This window comes from Dermabacter sp. p3-SID358 (assembly GCF_025147465.1).
In the GTDB taxonomy this organism is placed as follows: domain Bacteria; phylum Actinomycetota; class Actinomycetes; order Actinomycetales; family Dermabacteraceae; genus Dermabacter.
In genome coordinates this window covers 50,162-68,417 of sequence record NZ_JALXOZ010000004.1, presented here as the reverse complement: position 1 = coordinate 68,417, position 18,256 = coordinate 50,162, and the positions used below count along the sequence as shown (strand labels likewise).

General features: G+C 62.0%; 15 protein-coding genes. 2 read left to right on the top strand and 13 right to left on the bottom strand.

Annotated features, from left to right (window positions below):
* Positions 1-6 precede the first annotated feature (6 nt).
* Together M3B90_RS03120 and M3B90_RS03115 are read left to right on the top strand one after the other, a co-directional pair.
* Positions 7-246, top strand: coding sequence for a hypothetical protein (locus M3B90_RS03120; protein ID WP_259888593.1), 240 nt, complete (start codon positions 7-9; stop codon positions 244-246).
* An 82-nt stretch (positions 247-328) separates the two neighbouring features.
* Positions 329-793 carry a hypothetical protein gene (locus M3B90_RS03115; protein WP_259888592.1) on the top strand — a complete coding sequence of 155 codons (465 nt, stop codon included), beginning with the start codon at positions 329-331 and terminating at the stop codon, positions 791-793.
* Positions 794-805: 12 nt separating this feature from the next.
* On the opposite strand, the gene M3B90_RS03110 is transcribed toward M3B90_RS03115, so the two are convergent.
* The 13 genes from M3B90_RS03110 to gatA all read right to left on the bottom strand — a co-directional run bounded on the left by M3B90_RS03110 (position 806) and on the right by gatA (position 18,255).
* Positions 806-1,255, bottom strand: coding sequence for a hypothetical protein (locus tag M3B90_RS03110; RefSeq protein WP_259888591.1), 450 nt, complete (start codon positions 1,253-1,255; stop codon positions 806-808).
* Between the two features lie 4 nt (positions 1,256-1,259).
* Positions 1,260-1,484, bottom strand: coding sequence for a hypothetical protein (locus M3B90_RS03105; protein ID WP_259888590.1), 225 nt, complete (start codon positions 1,482-1,484; stop codon positions 1,260-1,262).
* Positions 1,485-2,206: 722 nt separating this feature from the next.
* Positions 2,207-3,820 carry a citramalate synthase gene (cimA, locus tag M3B90_RS03100; RefSeq protein WP_259888589.1) on the bottom strand — a complete coding sequence of 538 codons (1,614 nt, stop codon included), beginning with the start codon at positions 3,818-3,820 and terminating at the stop codon, positions 2,207-2,209.
* 44 nt (positions 3,821-3,864) lie between these two features.
* A complete protein-coding gene (locus M3B90_RS03095) occupies positions 3,865-4,947 on the bottom strand; it encodes a branched-chain amino acid aminotransferase (protein WP_259888588.1) in 1,083 nt (360 codons plus the stop codon).
* Positions 4,948-4,989: 42 nt separating this feature from the next.
* On the bottom strand, positions 4,990-6,045 hold the full coding sequence (locus tag M3B90_RS03090; protein ID WP_259888587.1) for a 3-isopropylmalate dehydrogenase: 1,056 nt from the start codon (positions 6,043-6,045) through the stop codon (positions 4,990-4,992).
* 50 nt (positions 6,046-6,095) lie between these two features.
* Entirely contained in the window at positions 6,096-7,118 is a 1,023-nt protein-coding gene (gene ilvC, locus M3B90_RS03085; RefSeq protein WP_259888651.1) for a ketol-acid reductoisomerase, read from the bottom strand.
* A 137-nt stretch (positions 7,119-7,255) separates the two neighbouring features.
* Entirely contained in the window at positions 7,256-7,786 is a 531-nt protein-coding gene (gene ilvN / locus M3B90_RS03080) for an acetolactate synthase small subunit (RefSeq protein WP_055088327.1), read from the bottom strand.
* A gap of 2 nt (positions 7,787-7,788) precedes the next feature.
* Complete coding sequence (locus M3B90_RS03075; RefSeq protein ID WP_396122441.1) at positions 7,789-9,558, bottom strand: acetolactate synthase large subunit; 1,770 nt, start codon at positions 9,556-9,558, stop codon at positions 7,789-7,791.
* A 203-nt stretch (positions 9,559-9,761) separates the two neighbouring features.
* Positions 9,762-11,594, bottom strand: coding sequence for a dihydroxy-acid dehydratase (gene ilvD / locus M3B90_RS03070; protein ID WP_259888585.1), 1,833 nt, complete (start codon positions 11,592-11,594; stop codon positions 9,762-9,764).
* Between the two features lie 92 nt (positions 11,595-11,686).
* A complete protein-coding gene (locus tag M3B90_RS03065) occupies positions 11,687-13,282 on the bottom strand; it encodes a sodium:alanine symporter family protein (protein ID WP_259888584.1) in 1,596 nt (531 codons plus the stop codon).
* Positions 13,283-13,535: 253 nt separating this feature from the next.
* A complete protein-coding gene (locus tag M3B90_RS03060; protein ID WP_259888583.1) occupies positions 13,536-15,125 on the bottom strand; it encodes a sodium:alanine symporter family protein in 1,590 nt (529 codons plus the stop codon).
* 116 nt (positions 15,126-15,241) lie between these two features.
* Positions 15,242-16,753 carry an Asp-tRNA(Asn)/Glu-tRNA(Gln) amidotransferase subunit GatB gene (gatB, locus tag M3B90_RS03055; protein WP_259888582.1) on the bottom strand — a complete coding sequence of 504 codons (1,512 nt, stop codon included), beginning with the start codon at positions 16,751-16,753 and terminating at the stop codon, positions 15,242-15,244.
* The gene (gatA, locus tag M3B90_RS03050; protein WP_259888581.1) at positions 16,750-18,255 is read right to left on the bottom strand and encodes an Asp-tRNA(Asn)/Glu-tRNA(Gln) amidotransferase subunit GatA; all 1,506 of its coding nucleotides are present in this window, start codon (positions 18,253-18,255) and stop codon (positions 16,750-16,752) included. Before gatA ends, gatB begins: the two co-directional genes overlap by 4 nt.
* Position 18,256: the final 1 nt, after the last annotated feature.

The following is an 18,256-nucleotide window of genomic DNA, read 5'->3' as shown; positions in this document are numbered from 1 at the left end:
CAGCGCATGCGCGCCCTCTCCGACGAGCTGGACGGTATCAGCGTCGAAGAACTTGAACGCCACGCCCCGTCTTACATCCAAGGCATCCGCGTCCTCTACGACGCAGCAGGTACCCCCCAACGCGACGAAACAGCCTTCCGCCACGCCCTCAAAACCGCACACCGCGCCCACAAACGCGGCCAACGCCTCAAAGACAACCTCATCATCGACGCATACGAACACGCCTACCGCATCGCCAATGCGTAGCGCACACGGTCGTCAGGCATAGAATGGGGTTTTCTGGTAGGAAAAGTTTGAGCTGGCGCTATCGCGTTTCAGAGGGGGGCCGGTGAAGAAAAAGCTGTGGTCAACGATTCTGGCTTGCGGATCCATCACTCTTCTCTGCTTGCCCCTTCAAGGTTGCGGTCACGACCTAAGCGCGGAGCTGGGGCTGGATGCCGATGATTCGCCGCAAGTACTGTCGGAAGCCTGGGGGATTGACGTCCCCGCCTCTATGACTACTGAAGAGCTTTACAGCAGCGATATAGGGTTCACGGGCGACGGAGATTATCTACGCGTAATGAAGCTGCCCAAGGCAGACCAAGTTGGGATGTGGGCTCCAGCTAACTTCCAAGAATCACCAGATGAATGGGTTGGTACGACCGTCATCACCAACTCGAACGCCCCATTTAATCTAGAAGATTTAAATGATATGAAGTGCCTTCCCGTCACCAAGAGGGAAGATGGATCTCATCTGATGCTCTGCTACAGCAGAGCATCAGATGATTACTATTCCTTCGAATCGATATTTTAAATCAATCCCTCTTTAAACGCTAATCACCACTGGGTATGGCCTGATCACCCCACGCTTCTGCGCGAGCGCCATCACTGCCACAACCTTATTAGTAACGCCTTTATATTTGGTTTTCGGGTCGAAGTCATAGACATCGTGGATTGTGAAGTTATAGTCCGTGGGGGACTTCTTTTTGTAATCAAACCTTTTGATGGAGTAGTAGAGGTCTACCCCGTACTTTCCGCCACTGTTAAGGGCGAAAATGCTAGAGCCGCTGACTGCCTTCGAATTCCTTAGGCGGGCGACTACTGGGCTGGATTTTGCTCGCGAGCCGTGACGCGGACGGTATGCGGATGAATTCTTCTTCTTCGCCCTAAGCAGCAGTTCGGCTGACAGCATGTATCCCCCCGCTGTGAACGCTGCAATTACAGAATTCACAGCGGAGCCAAGAATGTCTTCCTGTGCGACTTCGTAGGGTTTCACATTCCTAGACGTCTGCTCCGGAGCGGGGGGGCCTGATCTTCTGCAGTTCCGCTTCAACCGAGGTTCCCTTTGCGGCGAGATCTTGGTCAATCTCCTCGATAACCCGATGGATGAGCTTCAGCTCCTCATCTGTCAGCGAATCATCGGCTAGGGCCGGCTGCAAAAACACAAGAGGCAAACTTGCCCCCAATAGACCAATGGCGGTGCGCCTAGTAACTGTTTTAGACACGATGTTTTCTCTCCTTTGAGTAATTACCAACGCTCCCGAAGTGACCCCCGGGATGACGCACAGCGAGTCGCACAAGTGCCCCCAAAAATCGCTTCCCCTGAAGAGTTAGGATGTGAGAACACTGAAAAAGTCCCTTGCGAGACGCCAAATGCCACCCTCGGTCGGTAGTGGCAGCGTGAGAGTCGCACGCACTCCTCGTTCTCGTCGGCTTCAGTGATTCCGTAGCGGCATCTGATTGTGGCAACGCTGTCGTCATCCGACATAGAACACATTCGATAGACGTCTAAAAGTGCGATTGTCCCGGGACCCGGGAAACCTCCGGGAAGTTCGCGTGCGGTCTGATTGGGTACAGGGCAACGAGACGCGCGGTCGCATCCTCCTCGCCGTCTCCAGTAGCTATAGCGATACCGGACTTATACCACCCCACCGCAATATCTCGGAAGAAGTGGGCTGCACTCCCCACACCGTTACTACGCACGTAGCGACGCTCCGAGAAGCTGGCTTGCTGCCCGCGAGTAGGGGTGGAAATGCCATAAGCATAGAACGGTTCCCCCTCCCCCTAGAGAGAGCACATGGCTTCCACCCTTCTTCACACCCCACCACCACGGGCCTCCCGGCTCCCCTTCCGCCCTTCTCACTGCGGGCTTGAGATGCGGTCCCGCCTACCGCTGGCGCTGCTATCCATTCAGGGTCCACAAGCTGAAAGACCTCGAAGCGCTCCTCTAACGCGGTGCTCCGCCCTCCCGCGCGGGCGTCACGCCAAGCTTGTGAAGGCCATACCAGTAGGCATCAAAGAGCGCCTCCCACGACGCCTCGATGATGTTCGGGCCCACGCCGACGGTCGTGAAGCGCCCAAACGGCGCCTGGCTCGTGACAAGGACGCGGGTCGTCGCATCCGTCCCCTGCTGAGAATCGAGGATTCGCACCTTGAAGTCCACGAGGGCGAATGAGGCGATTTCGGGGTAGGTGTCCATGAGCGCTTCGCGCAGCGCTTTATCGAGCGCGTTCACGGGGCCGTTGCCCTCAGCGATGGTGACGCTGCGCTGACCAGGTGCTGTGCTGAGGCGCACCGTCGCCTCCGATTCGAGCGAGCCATCGCGAAGCTGATGCGACGACGTGCGCCACGACTCAACCTCAACATAGGTCGGCAGATCCCCGAGGACGTGGAGCACGAGCATCTCGAAGGACGCGTCCGCAGCCTCGTAGCTGTATCCCTCGGCCTCGCGTCCCTTGACAGTCTCCGCGAGCAGCGCAAGCGTCGCATCCTCGCCCGAGAGGTCGTATCCGAGCTCGCGTCCCTTGAGCTCGATCGAGGCCCTGCCGGCCATGTCCGAAATAATCATGCGCATGTCGTTTCCCACGACCGTGGGATCCATGTGCTGATAGAGATCGGGATCGACCCTGATCGCGCTCGCATGGAGGCCAGCCTTGTGCGCGAATGCGCTCGCCCCTACGTAGGGGGCGCGCGCCGGCGCGGGAATATTCGCGATCTCGGCAATGGCGTGGGCGATTCGAGTGGCGTCGCCGAGCTGCTCATCTGTCACGAGGGTGCGCCCGAGCTTGAGCTGAAGATTTGCGAGAACCGGGATGAGGTCGGCGTTTCCCGTGCGTTCGCCGTAGCCATTGACGCAGCCCTGCACGTGGACCGCGCCAGCCTCCACCGCAGCAATCGTGTTCGCGATTGCGCATCCCGAGTCGTTATGCATGTGGGCACCGAGAAGACTGGGGGCGAGCCCTTCCCCCTCGAGGCGCGCCCGCACATCCGCGTAAATCGCGCTCACCTGGTGCGGGAGCATGCCACCGTTCGTGTCACACAGGATCACGACCGCGGCGCCGGCCCGCAGAGCCTCGGAAAGGACGCTCACCGCGTAGTCAGCGTCGTGAGAGTATCCATCGAAGAAGTGCTCGGCGTCAATGAACACCTCGCGATCGTGAGCCCGCAAGAACTCGACACTCTCGCGCACCATTGCGAGGTTTTCCTCGGCGCTCGTGCGAAGTGCCGCCTCGACGTGCCGCAGATCAGACTTCGCGACGAGGGTGACCGTCGGGGCTCCCGAATCCACAAGTGCACGAAGCTGAGGATCGTCTTCCGCTGAGCTGTTCTTCTTACGTGTTGCCCCGAAAGCTGCGAGTCGGGCGTTCGTGAGCTCGAGCTCGCCTCGTGCACGTGCGAAGAATTCGGTGTCTTTCGGGACCGCGCCGGGCCAGCCTCCCTCGATATAGGTCACGCCGAGTTCGTCAAGGAGCCGCGCAACCTGGAGCTTGTCCTCGACGCTCAGCGTGAGCCCCTCCTGTTGAGAGCCGTCGCGAAGGGTCGTGTCGTAGAGGTGAAACACTGCCGTGGCCTCCGGGTGGTGCAGGAAAATGAAGAAAGGGTGGGCTAGACGAGCCGCGTGAGCCAGCCGTGGCGGTCCTCGAGGCGGCCATATTGGATGCCCGTGAGCTCCTCGCGCAGCGACATCGTCACCTCGCCGCTTCCGCCATCGCCGATCGTCCACGTGGACTTTTCGTCACGCAGCTCACCGATCGGGTTGATCACGGCGGCGGTGCCGCACGCGAACATTTCGGTGACGCGGCCCTCGGCAATATCGGCCGTAAGGGCCTCGTAGTTGACGGGTTCCTCGCTCGGTCGAAGTCCGCGATCGGCCGCGAGCGTGAGGATCGAATCGCGCGTCACACCCGGGAGGATCGAGCCCGTGAGGGTCGGGGTGACGATGCGACCGTCGCCATAGACCACGAAGATGTTCATGCCAGAAAGCTCGTCGATGTTCGTGTGGGTCTCCGAGTCGAGGAACATGACCTCGTCGGCCCCTTTTTCTGCGGCTTCGTACTTTCCCTGAAGCGAACTCGCGTAGTTACCACCGCATTTCGCGAAGCCCGTACCGCCTCGCCCAGCACGGGCCGCGAGCGGCGAGACCCACACAACGAGCGGCTGAATACCACGCGGAAAGTAGTTGCCCGCGGGCGAAGCAATCACGTAGTAGTCCACGGTGCGCGAGGCGCGCACCCCAAGGAAGTTTTCCGAGGCAAACATAAATGGGCGTAGGTAGAGGCTCGTTTCACCGCCCTCGGGCACCCAGGGCTCGTCGGCGCTCACGACCCCGCGAAGCGAGGCGAGAAAATCCTCGGTCGAAATCTCGGGGAGGGCGAGGCGCCTCGCCGAATTCTGGATGCGCGCGGCGTTCTTCTCGGGCCGGAAGGTCCACACGCTACCGTCGGCGTGGCGGAAAGCCTTGAGACCTTCAAAAATCTCCTGAGCGTAGTGGAAAACCGCCGCGGCGGGTTCGAGCGAAAGCGGGCCGTACGGGAGGATCTCTCCCTCGCCCCACCCTTCGGTCTCGGTCCAGCGCTGGTGGGCCATGTAGTCGGTGAAGTTGTCACCGAATCCAGGGTCCTTGAGAATCCGCTCGCGCTCTTCGCTCGAGTTTCGACGCGGAGCCGAGCTTGCGCGGTACTCACCCATGGGTTTTCTTTCCTCTCACATGCTTTCGTGGATTCTCCCAGTTTACGAGGCTGCATTCTCCTTTTCTCGCACAGCCTTCGCGATCGCGTCCCCGACCTCAGCGCACGTCCGGGTCGAGCCCGGATTTTGAGCGAGATCCTCGGTCACGGCTTCGCGGATCTTGCGCGCGGCGGAGTCCTCACCACTCGACTCGAGAAGGAGCGCGACGGAAAGAATCGTCGCGGTGGGATTCGCGATGCCCCTGCCTGCAATATCGGGGGCGCTCCCGTGCACGGGCTCGAACATCGAGGGGAACCCGCCCGAGGGATTGAGGTTTCCGGAAGCCGAAAGGCCGATGCCGCCCGAGATCGCGCCCGCGAGGTCGGTAATGATGTCGCCAAAGAGATTGTCGGTCACAATCACGTCGAAGCGCGAGGGATCCTGCACGAGATAGATCATCATCGCGTCGATATGCGAGTAATCGACCTCAACATCGGGATATTCGGGGGCTACCTCGTCCACGATACGCTTCCACAGGCGGCCGGCGTGCACGAGCACGTTGTGCTTGTGCACGAGAGTGAGCTTTTTCCTGCGTTTCTTGGCGAGCTCGAACGCATAGCGCACGACGCGCTCAACGCCGTGGGCCGTATTGATTGAGACCTCGGTTGCGACCTCGTGCGCACCGCCCTCGCGTAGGGAGCCGCCTGCTCCGACATAAGCACCCTCGGTCCCCTCGCGCACAACGACGAAGTCGACCTCTCCTGGGTTCGCGAGCGGGGATTGCACGTGCGGGAAGAGGCTCGTGGGGCGGAGGTTCACGTAGTGCTCAAACGCGAAACGCAGCTTGAGCAGAAGTCCGCGCTCGAGTACGCCCGAGGGCACGCTCGGGTGTCCGACGGCGCCTAGCAAGAGGGCGTCGTGGCGTTTCAGCGAGTCGAGGTCGGCGTCCGTGAGGGTCTCGCCGGTCTCGTGCCAGCGACTCGCGCCGAGGTTGTATTCAGTCGTGACGAGGTCGCGCCCCGTGCCTTCAAGTGCCGCCCGAAGAACCTTGAGGCCCTCGGGAACAACTTCCTGCCCGATCCCGTCCCCGGGAATGACGGCGAGGTCGAGTGTGCTCATGGTTTCTCCTTAGGTGGCGCTAGCGGTGTGGCACGGGGCACAAGAGCGGATCAGCGCTCTGCCGTGCCCTCGGTGTAGTCGGAATCGAGCTGTTCGGCGCTCCACGAGAACATCGTGCGAAGCTCCTTGCCAACCTTCTCGATCGGATGCTCCTGCTCGCGGGCGCGCAGCTGCTTGAACTCGGAAGCGCCTGCCTTCTGATCGTCGACGAAGCGCTTGGCGAAACTACCGTTTTGGATGTCATCGAGAACGGCCTTCATCGATGCCTTGACCTTGTCATCGACGACGCGCGGTCCCGACACGTAGTCGCCGAACTCGGCGGTATCGGAGATCGACCAGCGCTGCTTCGCGATGCCCCCCTCGATCATGAGGTCAACGATGAGCTTGAGCTCGTGGAGCACCTCGAAGTAGGCGATCTCGGGCTGGTAGCCGGCCTCGGTGAGAGTTTCGAAGCCCGCCTGCACGAGGTGGCTCATACCGCCGCACAAAACGGCCTGCTCGCCAAACAGATCGGTCTCGGTTTCCTCCGTGAAGGTCGTCTTGATCGCGCCCGCGCGGAGCCCTCCGATCGCTTTCGTGTAGGAAAGGGCGAGCGGCCACGCCTCACCCGACTCGTCGTTCTCTACCGCGACGATGCAGGGAACGCCGCGCCCCGCAACGAATTCGCGCCGCACCGTGTGGCCCGGGCCCTTTGGAGCAACGAGCGCGACGTCGACTCCCTTAGGAGCCTCGATGTAGTTGAAGCGAATGTTGAAGCCGTGAGCGAAGAACAGCGCGTTGCCGCTCTCGAGGTTGCCCGCGATCTCGTTCTCGTAGATATCTGCCTGATACTGATCGGGGGCGAGGATCATGATGACGTCGGCCCACTTCGCCACCTCAGCGACGGTGTCGACGGTGAAACCCTGTTCCTCGGCCTTAGCGCGCGACTTCGAGCCGTCCTTGAGACCGACGCGAACCTCGACACCCGAGTCTCGAAGGTTGAGTGCGTGGGCGTGGCCCTGCGAGCCAAAGCCTACGATCCCAACTTTCTTCGACTGGATGACTGCGAGATCGGCGTTGTCGTCATAAAACATTTCCGCCACGGTGAACTCCTTCGGTTCTCATGTGTGAATCGGTTAAGGGCAGCTTAGCCGCCTCGTGTCTTACTTTGTGGATACGTGTCTCATATTGAGAAACTTCGTGAAACAGGCGCCGTCGGATTTCCCACGCTCTACCCGAGCAGCGCGCGGTCCGTGATCGAGCGCGGCCCACGGCCAATCGCCACAGCACCCGACTTGACGATTTCCTTGACCCCGAACTGCTCGAGCATCGAGAGCATCGCCGAGAGCTTGTCGGCCGATCCCGTCGCCTCGATGGTGACAGAGTCGGAGGCCGCATCAACGACCTTGGCACGGAACATCTGCACGATCTCGAGAACGGATGTGCGGGTTTGATTGTTTGCCTTGACTTTCACGAGCACGAGCTCGCGCTCGACCGACTGGCGCGGCTCAAGCTGCACGATCTTGAGGACGTTCACGAGCTTGTTGAGCTGCTTCGTAATCTGCTCGAGCGGCATCTGGTCAACCTCAACCACGACCGTGATGCGCGAGATTCCCTCGTGCTCCGTGGGTCCCACGGCGAGTGAGGCGATGTTGTAACCACGCCGCGCGAAGAGCGCCGAGACGCGCGTGAGTACGCCCGGCTTATTCTCAACGAGGACGGACAGCGTGTGGTTCTTCTCCGGGTCGCGCGAAAAGTCCATGCTCAGATCTCCCTCTCCCATTCGGGCGTCATGCCCTGCGCGATTTGAATCTCGTCATTGCTCACGCCCGCGGGCACCATCGGCCACACCATGGCGTCAGCGCTGACCTGGAAATCCACGACCACGGGGCGATCGTTGATCGCCATCGCCTCGTTGATCGTTCGGTCGATGTCCTCGTCCCTTTCGCAGCGCAGGCCCACCGCGCCGTACGCCTCGGCGAGCTTCACGAAATCGGGAATGCGGCGCGTGCCGTGCCCAGTGTTGAGGTCAGTGTTGGAAAAACGCTGGTCGTAAAACAGGTTTTGCCACTGGCGCACCATGCCGAGCGAGGAGTTGTTGATCACCGCGACCTTAACGGGGATGTCATTGAGCACGCACGTCGCGAGTTCCTGGTTCGTCATTTGGAAGCAGCCGTCGCCGTCGATCGACCACACGACCTTGCCCGGCTGGCCAACCTTCGCGCCCATCGCCGCGGGGAGCGAGTAGCCCATCGTGCCAAGGCCACCAGAGTTGATCCACGAGTACGGCTCTTCGAAATCGATGAACTGGCTCGACCACATCTGGTGCTGTCCCACGCCGGCAACGAAGATCGATTCGGGCCCGCTGATCGCGCTAATGCGCGAAATGACGTGCTGGGGAGCCGTGTATCCATCGGCCGTCGCGGTCCACCCGAGCGGATAGTTTTCGCGAAGGGATCGCATGAGCTGCCACCAGGCCTCGTAGTCGCGCTGATCGTCTTCGGCGAGGCGTTCGTTCAGCTCTGAATGGAGGGCACGCGCGACGTCGGCGGCGTCGCCCACGATCGGAACGTCCGCAACGCGATTCTTTGAGATTTCCGCCGGGTCGATATCGGCATGCACAACTTTGGCACCGGGCGCAAACGTATCGAGTCGCCCCGTCACGCGGTCATCGAAGCGCGCCCCGAGCGCGATGATGAGGTCGCTGCGCTGAAGCGAGGCGACTGCCGCGACATCACCGTGCATGCCGGGCATACCGAGATGCTGCGGGTGGGAATCGGGCAGGGCACCGCGTGCCATGAGGGTCGTCACGAAGGGCGCGTTTGCCGCCTCCACAAGGGCGCGCACCTCGTCGCTTGCACGCGAGCGAAGCACACCACCGCCAAGGAGAAACACGGGTCGCTTAGCGTGCACGAGCAGCTCAACGGCCTCGCGGATCTGTTTAGCGTTCGGGCGGCCGGGAACTCGATAGCCGGGAAGGTTCAGCTCCTCGGGCCACTCGAACTCCGTCTCCGACTGCTGCGCGTCCTTCGTCACGTCAACGAGTACGACGCCGGGCCGCCCCGTCGAGGCGATGTGGAACGCCTGCTTGATCGCGAGCGGGATGTCATCCGCGCTCTTCACGAGAATGTTGTGCTTCGTCACGGGCATCGTCATGCCCACGATGTCGGCTTCCTGAAAGGCGTCCGTGCCGATGAAATTCGAACCTACCTGACCGGTGATGACGACCATCGGGATCGAATCCATTTGCGCATCCGCGATCGCGGTAATCAGGTTCGTTGCGCCTGGTCCCGAAGTCGCGATGCACACCCCGACTTTGCCCGTCGCATGGGCGTACCCGCTCGCGGCGTGCCCCGCGCCCTGCTCGTGGCGCACGAGGATGTGCCGAAGACGTTTCGCATCGAGAAGCGGATCGTAGGTGGGCAAAATAGCGCCGCCGGGGAGGCCAAACACGACCTCCACTCCCGCCGCCTCGAGCGACATAATGAGCGACTGCGCTCCCGTGACTTTTGCAGCCATGACGCCTCCAACCATTCACTGACGAAAAAGCCCCTCGTTCCTTGTGGGAAGTCGAGGGGCGCGGCTTATCGTGCGGGGGCGTTAGCCGCGCCCGGTAACGATAAGAAGGATGCTTTGCATGGGAGTAAAACTACACGCTCACTCATCTTGAAACGGAAAGGTCCATATTTTGGGATCCGACGGTTACCGGACACCGTCGGCCCCACTGCGCACACCGTTTACGGAAGCGGCCGACGGGTCGCGCCGAACGTAGCCGAGCGCACGTGATGCGCATAGACCTTGAGTGCCTGGCTCACCTCGCGGCGGCGGTTCTTCGGGCGCCACGGGAGCGGGCCGCGCGCCTCGCGGCGGCGTTCGAGCTCGCTTTCTGGAACATCGAGCGTGAGCTCACGCTTGTGCACGTCGATGACGATGCGGTCCCCCGTCTCCACGAGACCGATCGCGCCGCCTTCTGCTGCCTCCGGGGAGATGTGGCCGATCGAGATACCCGAAGTGCCGCCCGAGAAGCGGCCGTCGGTGATCAGCGCGCAGGCCTTGCCGAGGCCCCGTCCCTTGAGGTAGGAGGTAGGGTAGAGCATCTCCTGCATGCCCGGCCCACCCTGGGGGCCCTCGAATTGAATGACGACGACATCCCCCTCCTTGACGGACTTGTCGAGCACCCGCTGGACTGCCTCCTCCTGGGACTCCACAACAAAGGCGCGCCCCTCGAAATGAAAGAGCTCCTCGTCGATCCCCGCGCTCTTGATCACAGCGCCGTCGGTTGCAAGGTTGCCGCGAAGCACGCAAAGCCCGCCGTCCTTCGTGTGCGCGAACGGGACGGAGCGGATGACCCCGCTCTCCGGATCGAGATCGAGCTCTTTCCAGCGCATATCCTGGCTAAACGGCACGGTTGTGCGTTTCCCGCCGGGCGCGGCGCTAAAGAGGGTGAGTGCCTCGTCGGGGGCCTCCCCTCCGCGGATATCCCACGCGGCTAGCCACTCGCTAAGCGAGTCGGCGTGGATCGCATGCACGGAGTGGTCGAGGAGACCCGCGCGATCGAGCTCGCCGAGAATCGCGGGAATACCGCCGGCGCGATGAACGTCTTCGACGTGGGCGAAACCGTTCGGGGCAACCTTCGAGAGGCACGGGACGTTCCGCGAGATGCGGTCGATGTCGTCGAGAGTAAAGTCCACCTCACCCTCGATCGCCGCGGCGAGGATATGCAGCACGGTGTTGGTCGAGCCCCCCATCGCCACGTCGAGGCTCATCGCGTTTGTGAACGCCGCCTTCGTGGCGATTGAGCGAGGCAAAACGCTCTCGTCATCATCTTCGTAGTAGCGGCGGCACAGTTCGACGATGCGCTTTCCCGCCTCCACAAAGAGCTCGCGGCGGAAGGCATGGGTCGCGAGCGTCGTGCCATTGCCGGGCAGCGAAAGTCCGAGCGCCTCGGTCAAGCAGTTCATCGAGTTCGCCGTGAACATCCCCGAGCACGAGCCGCACGTGGGGCACGCATTGTCCTCGATCTGCGCAAGCTGGTCGTCGGTGATCGACTCATCGACCGCGTAGCTGATGGCGTCGACGAGGTCGATCTTGTGGTCGATGACGCCTTCGACTGGCTTACCGGCCTCCATTGGGCCACCTGAGACAAAAACGACCGGGATATTGAGCCGCATCGCCGCCATGAGCATCCCGGGCGTGATCTTGTCGCAGTTCGAGATGCACACGAGGGCGTCGGCGCAGTGGGCGTTCACCATGTACTCGATGCTGTCGGCGATCACATCGCGGCTCGGGAGCGAGTAGAGCATCCCCTGGTGCCCCATGGCGATGCCGTCGTCGACCGCAATGGTGTTGAATTCCTTCGACACTCCCCCGGCCTCGCGAATGGATTCCGCGACCATATCTCCGACGTTCTTGAGGTGAACGTGCCCGGGAACGAACTGCGTGTAGGAGTTCGCAATGGCGACGATCGGCTTACCGAAGTCGCTCGAGCCCATGCCGGTCGCACGCCAAAGGGCACGCGCTCCCGCCATATTGCGTCCGTGGGTTGATGTACGTGAACGAAGTTGTGGCATGTGCTCCAGCATAGGCCGATACGCGAGACCCCCGCCCAAATCTTGGACGGGGATCTCACGATATGAAAAGCGCTGTCGAGCGCCGAGATTCATCAGCCTTCGCGGTGAGGCCAACCCGGATCGTCGGCGAGGCGCTGCTTGAGGGCCTCGTAATCCGCCTGTTCCTGCTTCTCGAGCTCGCGAGCTTCGGCAATCTGCTCCTCGGTGGGCTCGTGGTCGCCCATGCCCACGGCAAGCTCGGGATCAACAACCGCGATCGCGCCCGTCTCAAGCTTCACCTTGTGGCGAAGGATCTCGTAGCGCACGACCTTCGCGAGGAAGTAGATGCCGAGGAGGTTCGGCACCGTCATGAGGAAGAACACCGCGTCGGAGAAGTTAATGACCGCATCGAGCGACACGGCCGAACCGAGCACAACGGCGAGAATCCAGATCACCTGAAAGCCACGCTTCACGAGCGCCGAGCGGCCGAAGAGGAACTCGGCAGCGAGGTTGCCGTAGTAGTAGTAGCTCAGCACGGTCGAGAACGCGAAGAGCGCCACGGAAACGGTGAGGATGTACGGGAACCAGCTCGCCACCGTACCGAAGGCATTCGCCGTCATCACGATGCCGTCACCGCTCGTATCGGTGTACACGCCCGTCACAGTAATGGCGATCGCGGTGAGGGTACACACGATGACCGAGTCCACGAGCGGCTCCCACATTGCGGTGAAGCCCTCGGTTGCCGGGTCCTTGGTCTTCGACGCCGAGTGGGCCATACCGGCCGAGCCGACACCCGCGGCGTTCGAGAAGAGCGCACGCTGAATACCGGTGATCGCCACGCCGATCGCGCCGCCCGTCACGCCCTCGGGCGTCACGGCAGTCGAGAAGATCTTCGCGATGGCTTCTGGAACGTCCTGGATGTTCATGATGATGATCGCGAGAACACAGAGGAAGTACACGATCGCCATGAGCGGGGTGATGCGCGCCGTCCAGGTGCCGATCGACTGGATGCCGCCCACGATCACAAGCGCCGCGAGGGCGGCCATGACCGCGCCGATCACCCAGCGGTTGTCCTGAAGGAAGCCAATGCCGAGCTGATCACTGAGGATCGCAGCGCCCTGGTTCGCTTGGAAGAGGTTGCCGGCGCCGAACACACCGATGAGCGTGAAGAGCGCATACATGGAGGACAGCACAATGCCGAACTTCTTGAAGCCAATCTCGGCGAGGCCATGCTTGAGGTAGTACATGGGGCCGCCGTGAGTGTGGCCCTCGTCGTCGATCTCGCGGTACTTGACGCCGAGGGTCGCCTCGGCCATCTTTACACTCATCGCGAGGAAGCCAAAGATCACGATCCAGAGCGCGGCACCGGGGCCACCCACCGAGATCGCGACCGCGACACCCGCGATGTTGCCGAGGCCAACCGTGCCCGACAGCTCGGTTGCGAGCGCCTGGAAGGAGCTCACCTCACCCGGGTCGGTCTTGCGCGTGTACTTTCCTCGGATCACCCCGATGGAGTGCGTGAGGCCCGTGATGGGCTGGAAACGCAGCCACACCGTCAGGAAGATGGCGGCCGCGATGAGCCACAGAACAATGATGGGAACTTCAACGCCCGCAATGGTCGGCGCGTAGAACACGATCGCCGAGAGGAAATCTGCAAACGGGGCAAAATATGTGTTCAAGAACTGGTCAATTGCACCAGAACTGTGCATCAGTCTCTCCTAGTGGGGAAAATTTTTTGCCAAACACGCACTACTTTTCGGAAACACGGGGGCGGATTCAAGCACATCTGCCAAAACGAATTCTTGGCGACAAATTGCGCCCACCGGCATTTACGCCGCTTTGCGCCAGGATTCAACGGGACAAAACCGCAGGTCATCACACTCACTTAGCAGGCGTCGGAACGTGAGTCAAAACCACATCCACTCCCGCGCCCATGTGACTTGCGTTACCTGGTGGTCCCGGTCACTCCTTTTCGTTCTGCTGCCCCCATTCGCCGTCTTCGTAAAGGCGCTCGCGGATCTCGTGCCACTCGCGAGCCTCTTCCTCGTCACGCTCGCGCGCCTCGGCGATCTGTTCCTCGGTGGGCTCATGATCGCCCATGCCCACCGCGAGCTCGGGATCGATCTGGGGGATCGCGCCCGTCGTGACCTTCACCTTGTGGCGCAGGATCTCGTAGCGCACGATCTTCGCAAGCGCGTAGACGCCGATGAGGTTCGGGATCGTCATGATGAAGATGAGCGCATCAGCAAGCGTCACGACCGAGTCGATCGTGATTGACGAACCAACAACGAGAAGCGCGATCCACACGACCTGGAACGCACGCGTGACCCACGTCGAGTTGCCGAGGATGTACTGGATCGCGCTCAGGCCGTAGTAGTAGTACGCGAGCACGGTCGAGAAGGCGAACGGCACGACGATGACCATGAGCACGTACGGGAACCAAGGGGCGACGGTACCGAAAGCGCTCGCCGTCATCACGATGCCATCGGCTTCGCCACTTTGATAGACGCCGGTCACCACGACAACGAGTGCGGTGACCATGCAGACCACGCACGAGTCGAGGAAGGGGCTCCACATACCCGTGTAGCCCTCGGTCGCCGGGTGGCGGGTTTTCGCGGTCGCGTGAGTCATGCCCGCGGTTCCGACGCCTGCCGCGTTCGAGAAGAGCGCACGCTGGATACCGATCACCGCGGCACCGGCGGCACCGCCGGCAACACCTTTCGGCTGGAACGCCTCGGTCACGATCGTCATGAACGCAGCGGGAATCTGCGGGAGATTAAACAGAAGGATAAGGATGGCGCTCACCATGTAGATGGTCGCCATAAGAGGCACGGCTTTCGAGGTGATCTTGCCGATCGATTTCACGCCACCGACAACAACAAGGGCAAGCAGGGCACCGAACACGACACCCACGATCCAGCGATTATTCATAAGGAAATCGCTGCCGAGCTGCTCGCTCAGGATCAGCGCGGTCTGGTTCGACTGGAACATGTTGCCGCCGCCGAAAACACCGAGGAAGGCCGAGATGGCGTAGATCATCGCGAGAACACTGCCGGCCTTCGCCCAGCCGATCTCCTTGAATCCGTATTTGAGGAAGTACATGGGGCCCGCGTGGATCGTGCCATCTTCATCGATAACGCGGTACTTCGTGCCGAGCGTTGCCTCGGCCATCTTGAGGCTCATCGCGAAGAAGCCGAAGATCGCGATCCAGAGCGCCGCACCCGGACCACCGAGGCCAATGGCCACAGCGACACCCGCGATATTGCCGAGGCCGATTGCCCCGGAAAGCTCCGTTGCGAGAGCCTGGAAGCTGCTCACTTCACCCGGATCCGTTTTACTCGCGTAACGACCACGCACAACGTCGATCGCATGTTTGAAACCGGTAATGGGCTGGAAGCGCAGCCACACGGTCATAAAGACCGCCGCGACGGCGAGCCACACGACGATAAGGGGCACCTCAATGCCGCCGATATTTGGCGCATAAAAAACAACGCCGCTCATGAACTGAGCGATGGGTGCGATCAGTTGATCAAGATACTGGTCGAAACTCATGAGTGCCTCTCGACGGCCCGGATCTTCCTTAGGCCGCGAAATGGGGCCTCGGTCCGCTAAGCCCGGGGCCCCATTTCATACTAGGTTGTTCTTGAGAACCCATTATTACCGGTGAATTAGCCCACCTCAAGTTTGTCCATAATGATCTCACGAACGCGACCGGCATCGGCCTGACCGCGCGTGGCCTTCATGACCGGGCCGATGAGCGCGCCGATTGCCTGGACCTTGCCGCCCTTGATCTTTTCAACCACGTCGGGGTTGTCAGCGATCGCTTGGTCGACGGCTCCTTCAAGAACCGAGTCATCGGAAACCACGGCAAGGTTCTCCTTTTCGACGATCGCGGCGGGGTCGCCCTCACCGTCGAGAACCTTCGAGAGAACCTGGCGGCCGATCTTATCGTTGATCTTCTTTCCCTCAACGAGCGAAACGAGCTCCGCAATCTGCTTCGGGGTCACCGAAAGCTCTTCGAGCTCCTTCTCGGCTTCCTTCGCGATGCGGGCGAGTTCGCCCATCCACCACTTGCGCGCGGCCTGAGGCTTCGCTCCCGCGGCGACGGTGCCCTCGATGAGGTCGAGTGCGCCGGCATTGATCACATCGCGCATCTCGAGATCCGTAAAGCCCCACTCGCCCAGTAGACGGCGGCGACGCGCGGCTGGAAGCTCGGGAAGCGACGCGCGAAGCTCCTCGACCCATTCGCGACTCGCGGCGACGGGCACGAGATCAGGCTCCGGGAAGTAGCGGTAATCTTCCGCGTCGCTCTTCACGCGACCCGGGCTCGTATGGCCCGTGTCGTCGTGGAAGTGGCGGGTTTCCTGGACGACCTCGACGCCGCTTTCGAGAACGCCGGCCTGGCGGCCGATCTCGAAGCGCACCGCGCGCTCGATCGCACGGAAGGAGTTCACGTTCTTCGTTTCGGTACGCGTACCGAGCGGGGCCTCCGGCGAAGGGCGAAGCGACACGTTGATGTCGGCGCGCACATTGCCGCGCTCCATGCGAGCTTCCGAAACCTCGAGGGTGCGGAAGATGTCGCGAAGGGTACGCACGTATGCCGCGGCGACCTCGGGGGCGCGGCCGCCCGTGTTCGGGATCGGGCGCGTCACGATTTCCACGAGGGGAACGCCCGCGCGGTTGTAATCGACCTGGGAGTGTGTCGCCCCCTGGATGCGGCCCGTGCCGCCGATGTGGGTGTTCTTGCCCGCGTCCTCTTCCATGTGCGCGCGTTCAATCTCGACGCGCACGATCTCGCCGTCTTCGAGCTCGACGTCGACGTAGCCGTCGTACGCAATCGGCTCGTCGTACTGCGAGGTCTGGAAGTTCTTCGTGAGGTCCGGGTAGAAGTACTGCTTGCGCGCGAAGCGGCAGTGCTCGGCGATCGAGCAATTAAGCGCGAGGCCAATCTTGATCGCGTACTCGACGGCCTTTTCGTTCACGACCGGGAGGGTGCCCGGAAGGCCGAGCGAGACGGGCGTGATCGCCGTGTTGGGCTCAGCGGCGAAAATGTTGGGCGCACCGTCGAACATCTTGGTCTTCGTCCCGAGCTCGACGTGCACCTCGATGCCGAGTACCGGGTCGTATTTCTCAATCGCGTCCTCAAAGTCGAGGGGTTCGATGTCGGTGTAGGCGTTCACTTGGCGCCTCCTTCCAGGGCCGGAGCGTTCTTCAGAATCGGCCCTCCCCAGGAATCCTCGAGCAGCGCCTCGAGAGCGCCACCAGCGCGGTAGAGGCGATCATCGGCCATCGCGGGTGCGAGGAACTGGAAGCCCGCGGGCATCGAATCCTCGGCGAGGCCGCTCGGGAGCGAGAGGCCTGGAACGCCCGCGAGGTTCGCGGGGATCGTCGCGATGTCGTTGAGGTACATCTTGAGGGGGTTGTCGGTGTTCTCACCCAGGCGAAAGGCCACGGTGGGCGCTGTCGGCGAGGCGAGAACGTCACACTTTTCGAAGGCTGCGGCGAAGTCTCGCTGCACGAGCGTGCGCACCTTCTGGGCGCTTCCGTAGTAAGCGTCGTAGTAGCCCGAGCTGAGCGCGTACGTCCCGAGCAGGATGCGACGCTTGACCTCGGCACCGAAGCCCTGACCGCGAGTCGCGGCCATGACCCTTTCGGCCGTAGGGTGATCCTCCGGGACCACGCGAAGGCCAAAGCGCATGCCGTCAAACTTCGCGAGGTTGCTGCTCGCCTCCGAGGGCATGATGAGGTAGTAGGCGCCGAGCGCGTATGTGAAGTTCGGGCAGCTCACGCGAACAATTTCTGCGCCGGCCTTTTCGAGGAGTGCAAGTGATTCCTCGAAGCGTTGTTTGACGAGCGGGTCGAACCCTTCGTCCTCGAGCTCTTCAATAACGCCGATGCGCATGCCCTTGACGTTCTTCTCGCGCGCGGCCTCGATGAAGTTGCCGAAGCCTTCCTCGATCGACGTCGAATCCTTCGGGTCGTAGCCACCGATGACCTCGTGCAAGAGCGCGGCATCTTCGACCGTGCGCGTGCACGGTCCGGCCTGGTCGAGCGAGCTTGCCATCGCGATGAGCCCGTAGCGCGAGACCGAGCCGTAGGTGGGCTTGACGCCAACCGTGCCGGTCACGGCTGCGGGCTGGCGGATCGACCCGCCCGTGTCGGTGCCGATCGCGAGCGGAGCTTCAAACCCGGCGATGGCCGCGGAGGAGCCGCCGCCCGAACCGCCGGGGATGCGGTCCAGATCCCACGGGTTGTGGGTGTTGCCATAGGCGCTTGTCTCGGTCGAGGAGCCCATCGCGAACTCGTCCATGTTGGTCTTGCCGAGAATCGGGAGCTTCGCCTCTTTGAGGCTCTCCACGAGGGTCGCGTCGTATGGCGGGATCCAACCTTCGAGGATCTTCGAGCCGGCGGTGGTCTGGATCCCCTTCGTCACGACGACATCCTTGACCGCGACAGGAACGCCCGCGAGTGGCGGGAGGCTCTCGCCCTTGGCGCGCGCCTCGTCAACGGCATCGGCCGTCGCCCGTGCGTCATCGCCTGTCACAGTCACGAAGGCGTTGAGCTGGCCCTCGACGGCCTCGATGCGTGCGAGATGCGCGTCGGTCAGCTCGCGCGCGCTGAACTCACCGCTTTCGAGCCCCTTCGCCATCTGCGCGGCGGAAAGCTTCACAAGGTCAGTCATC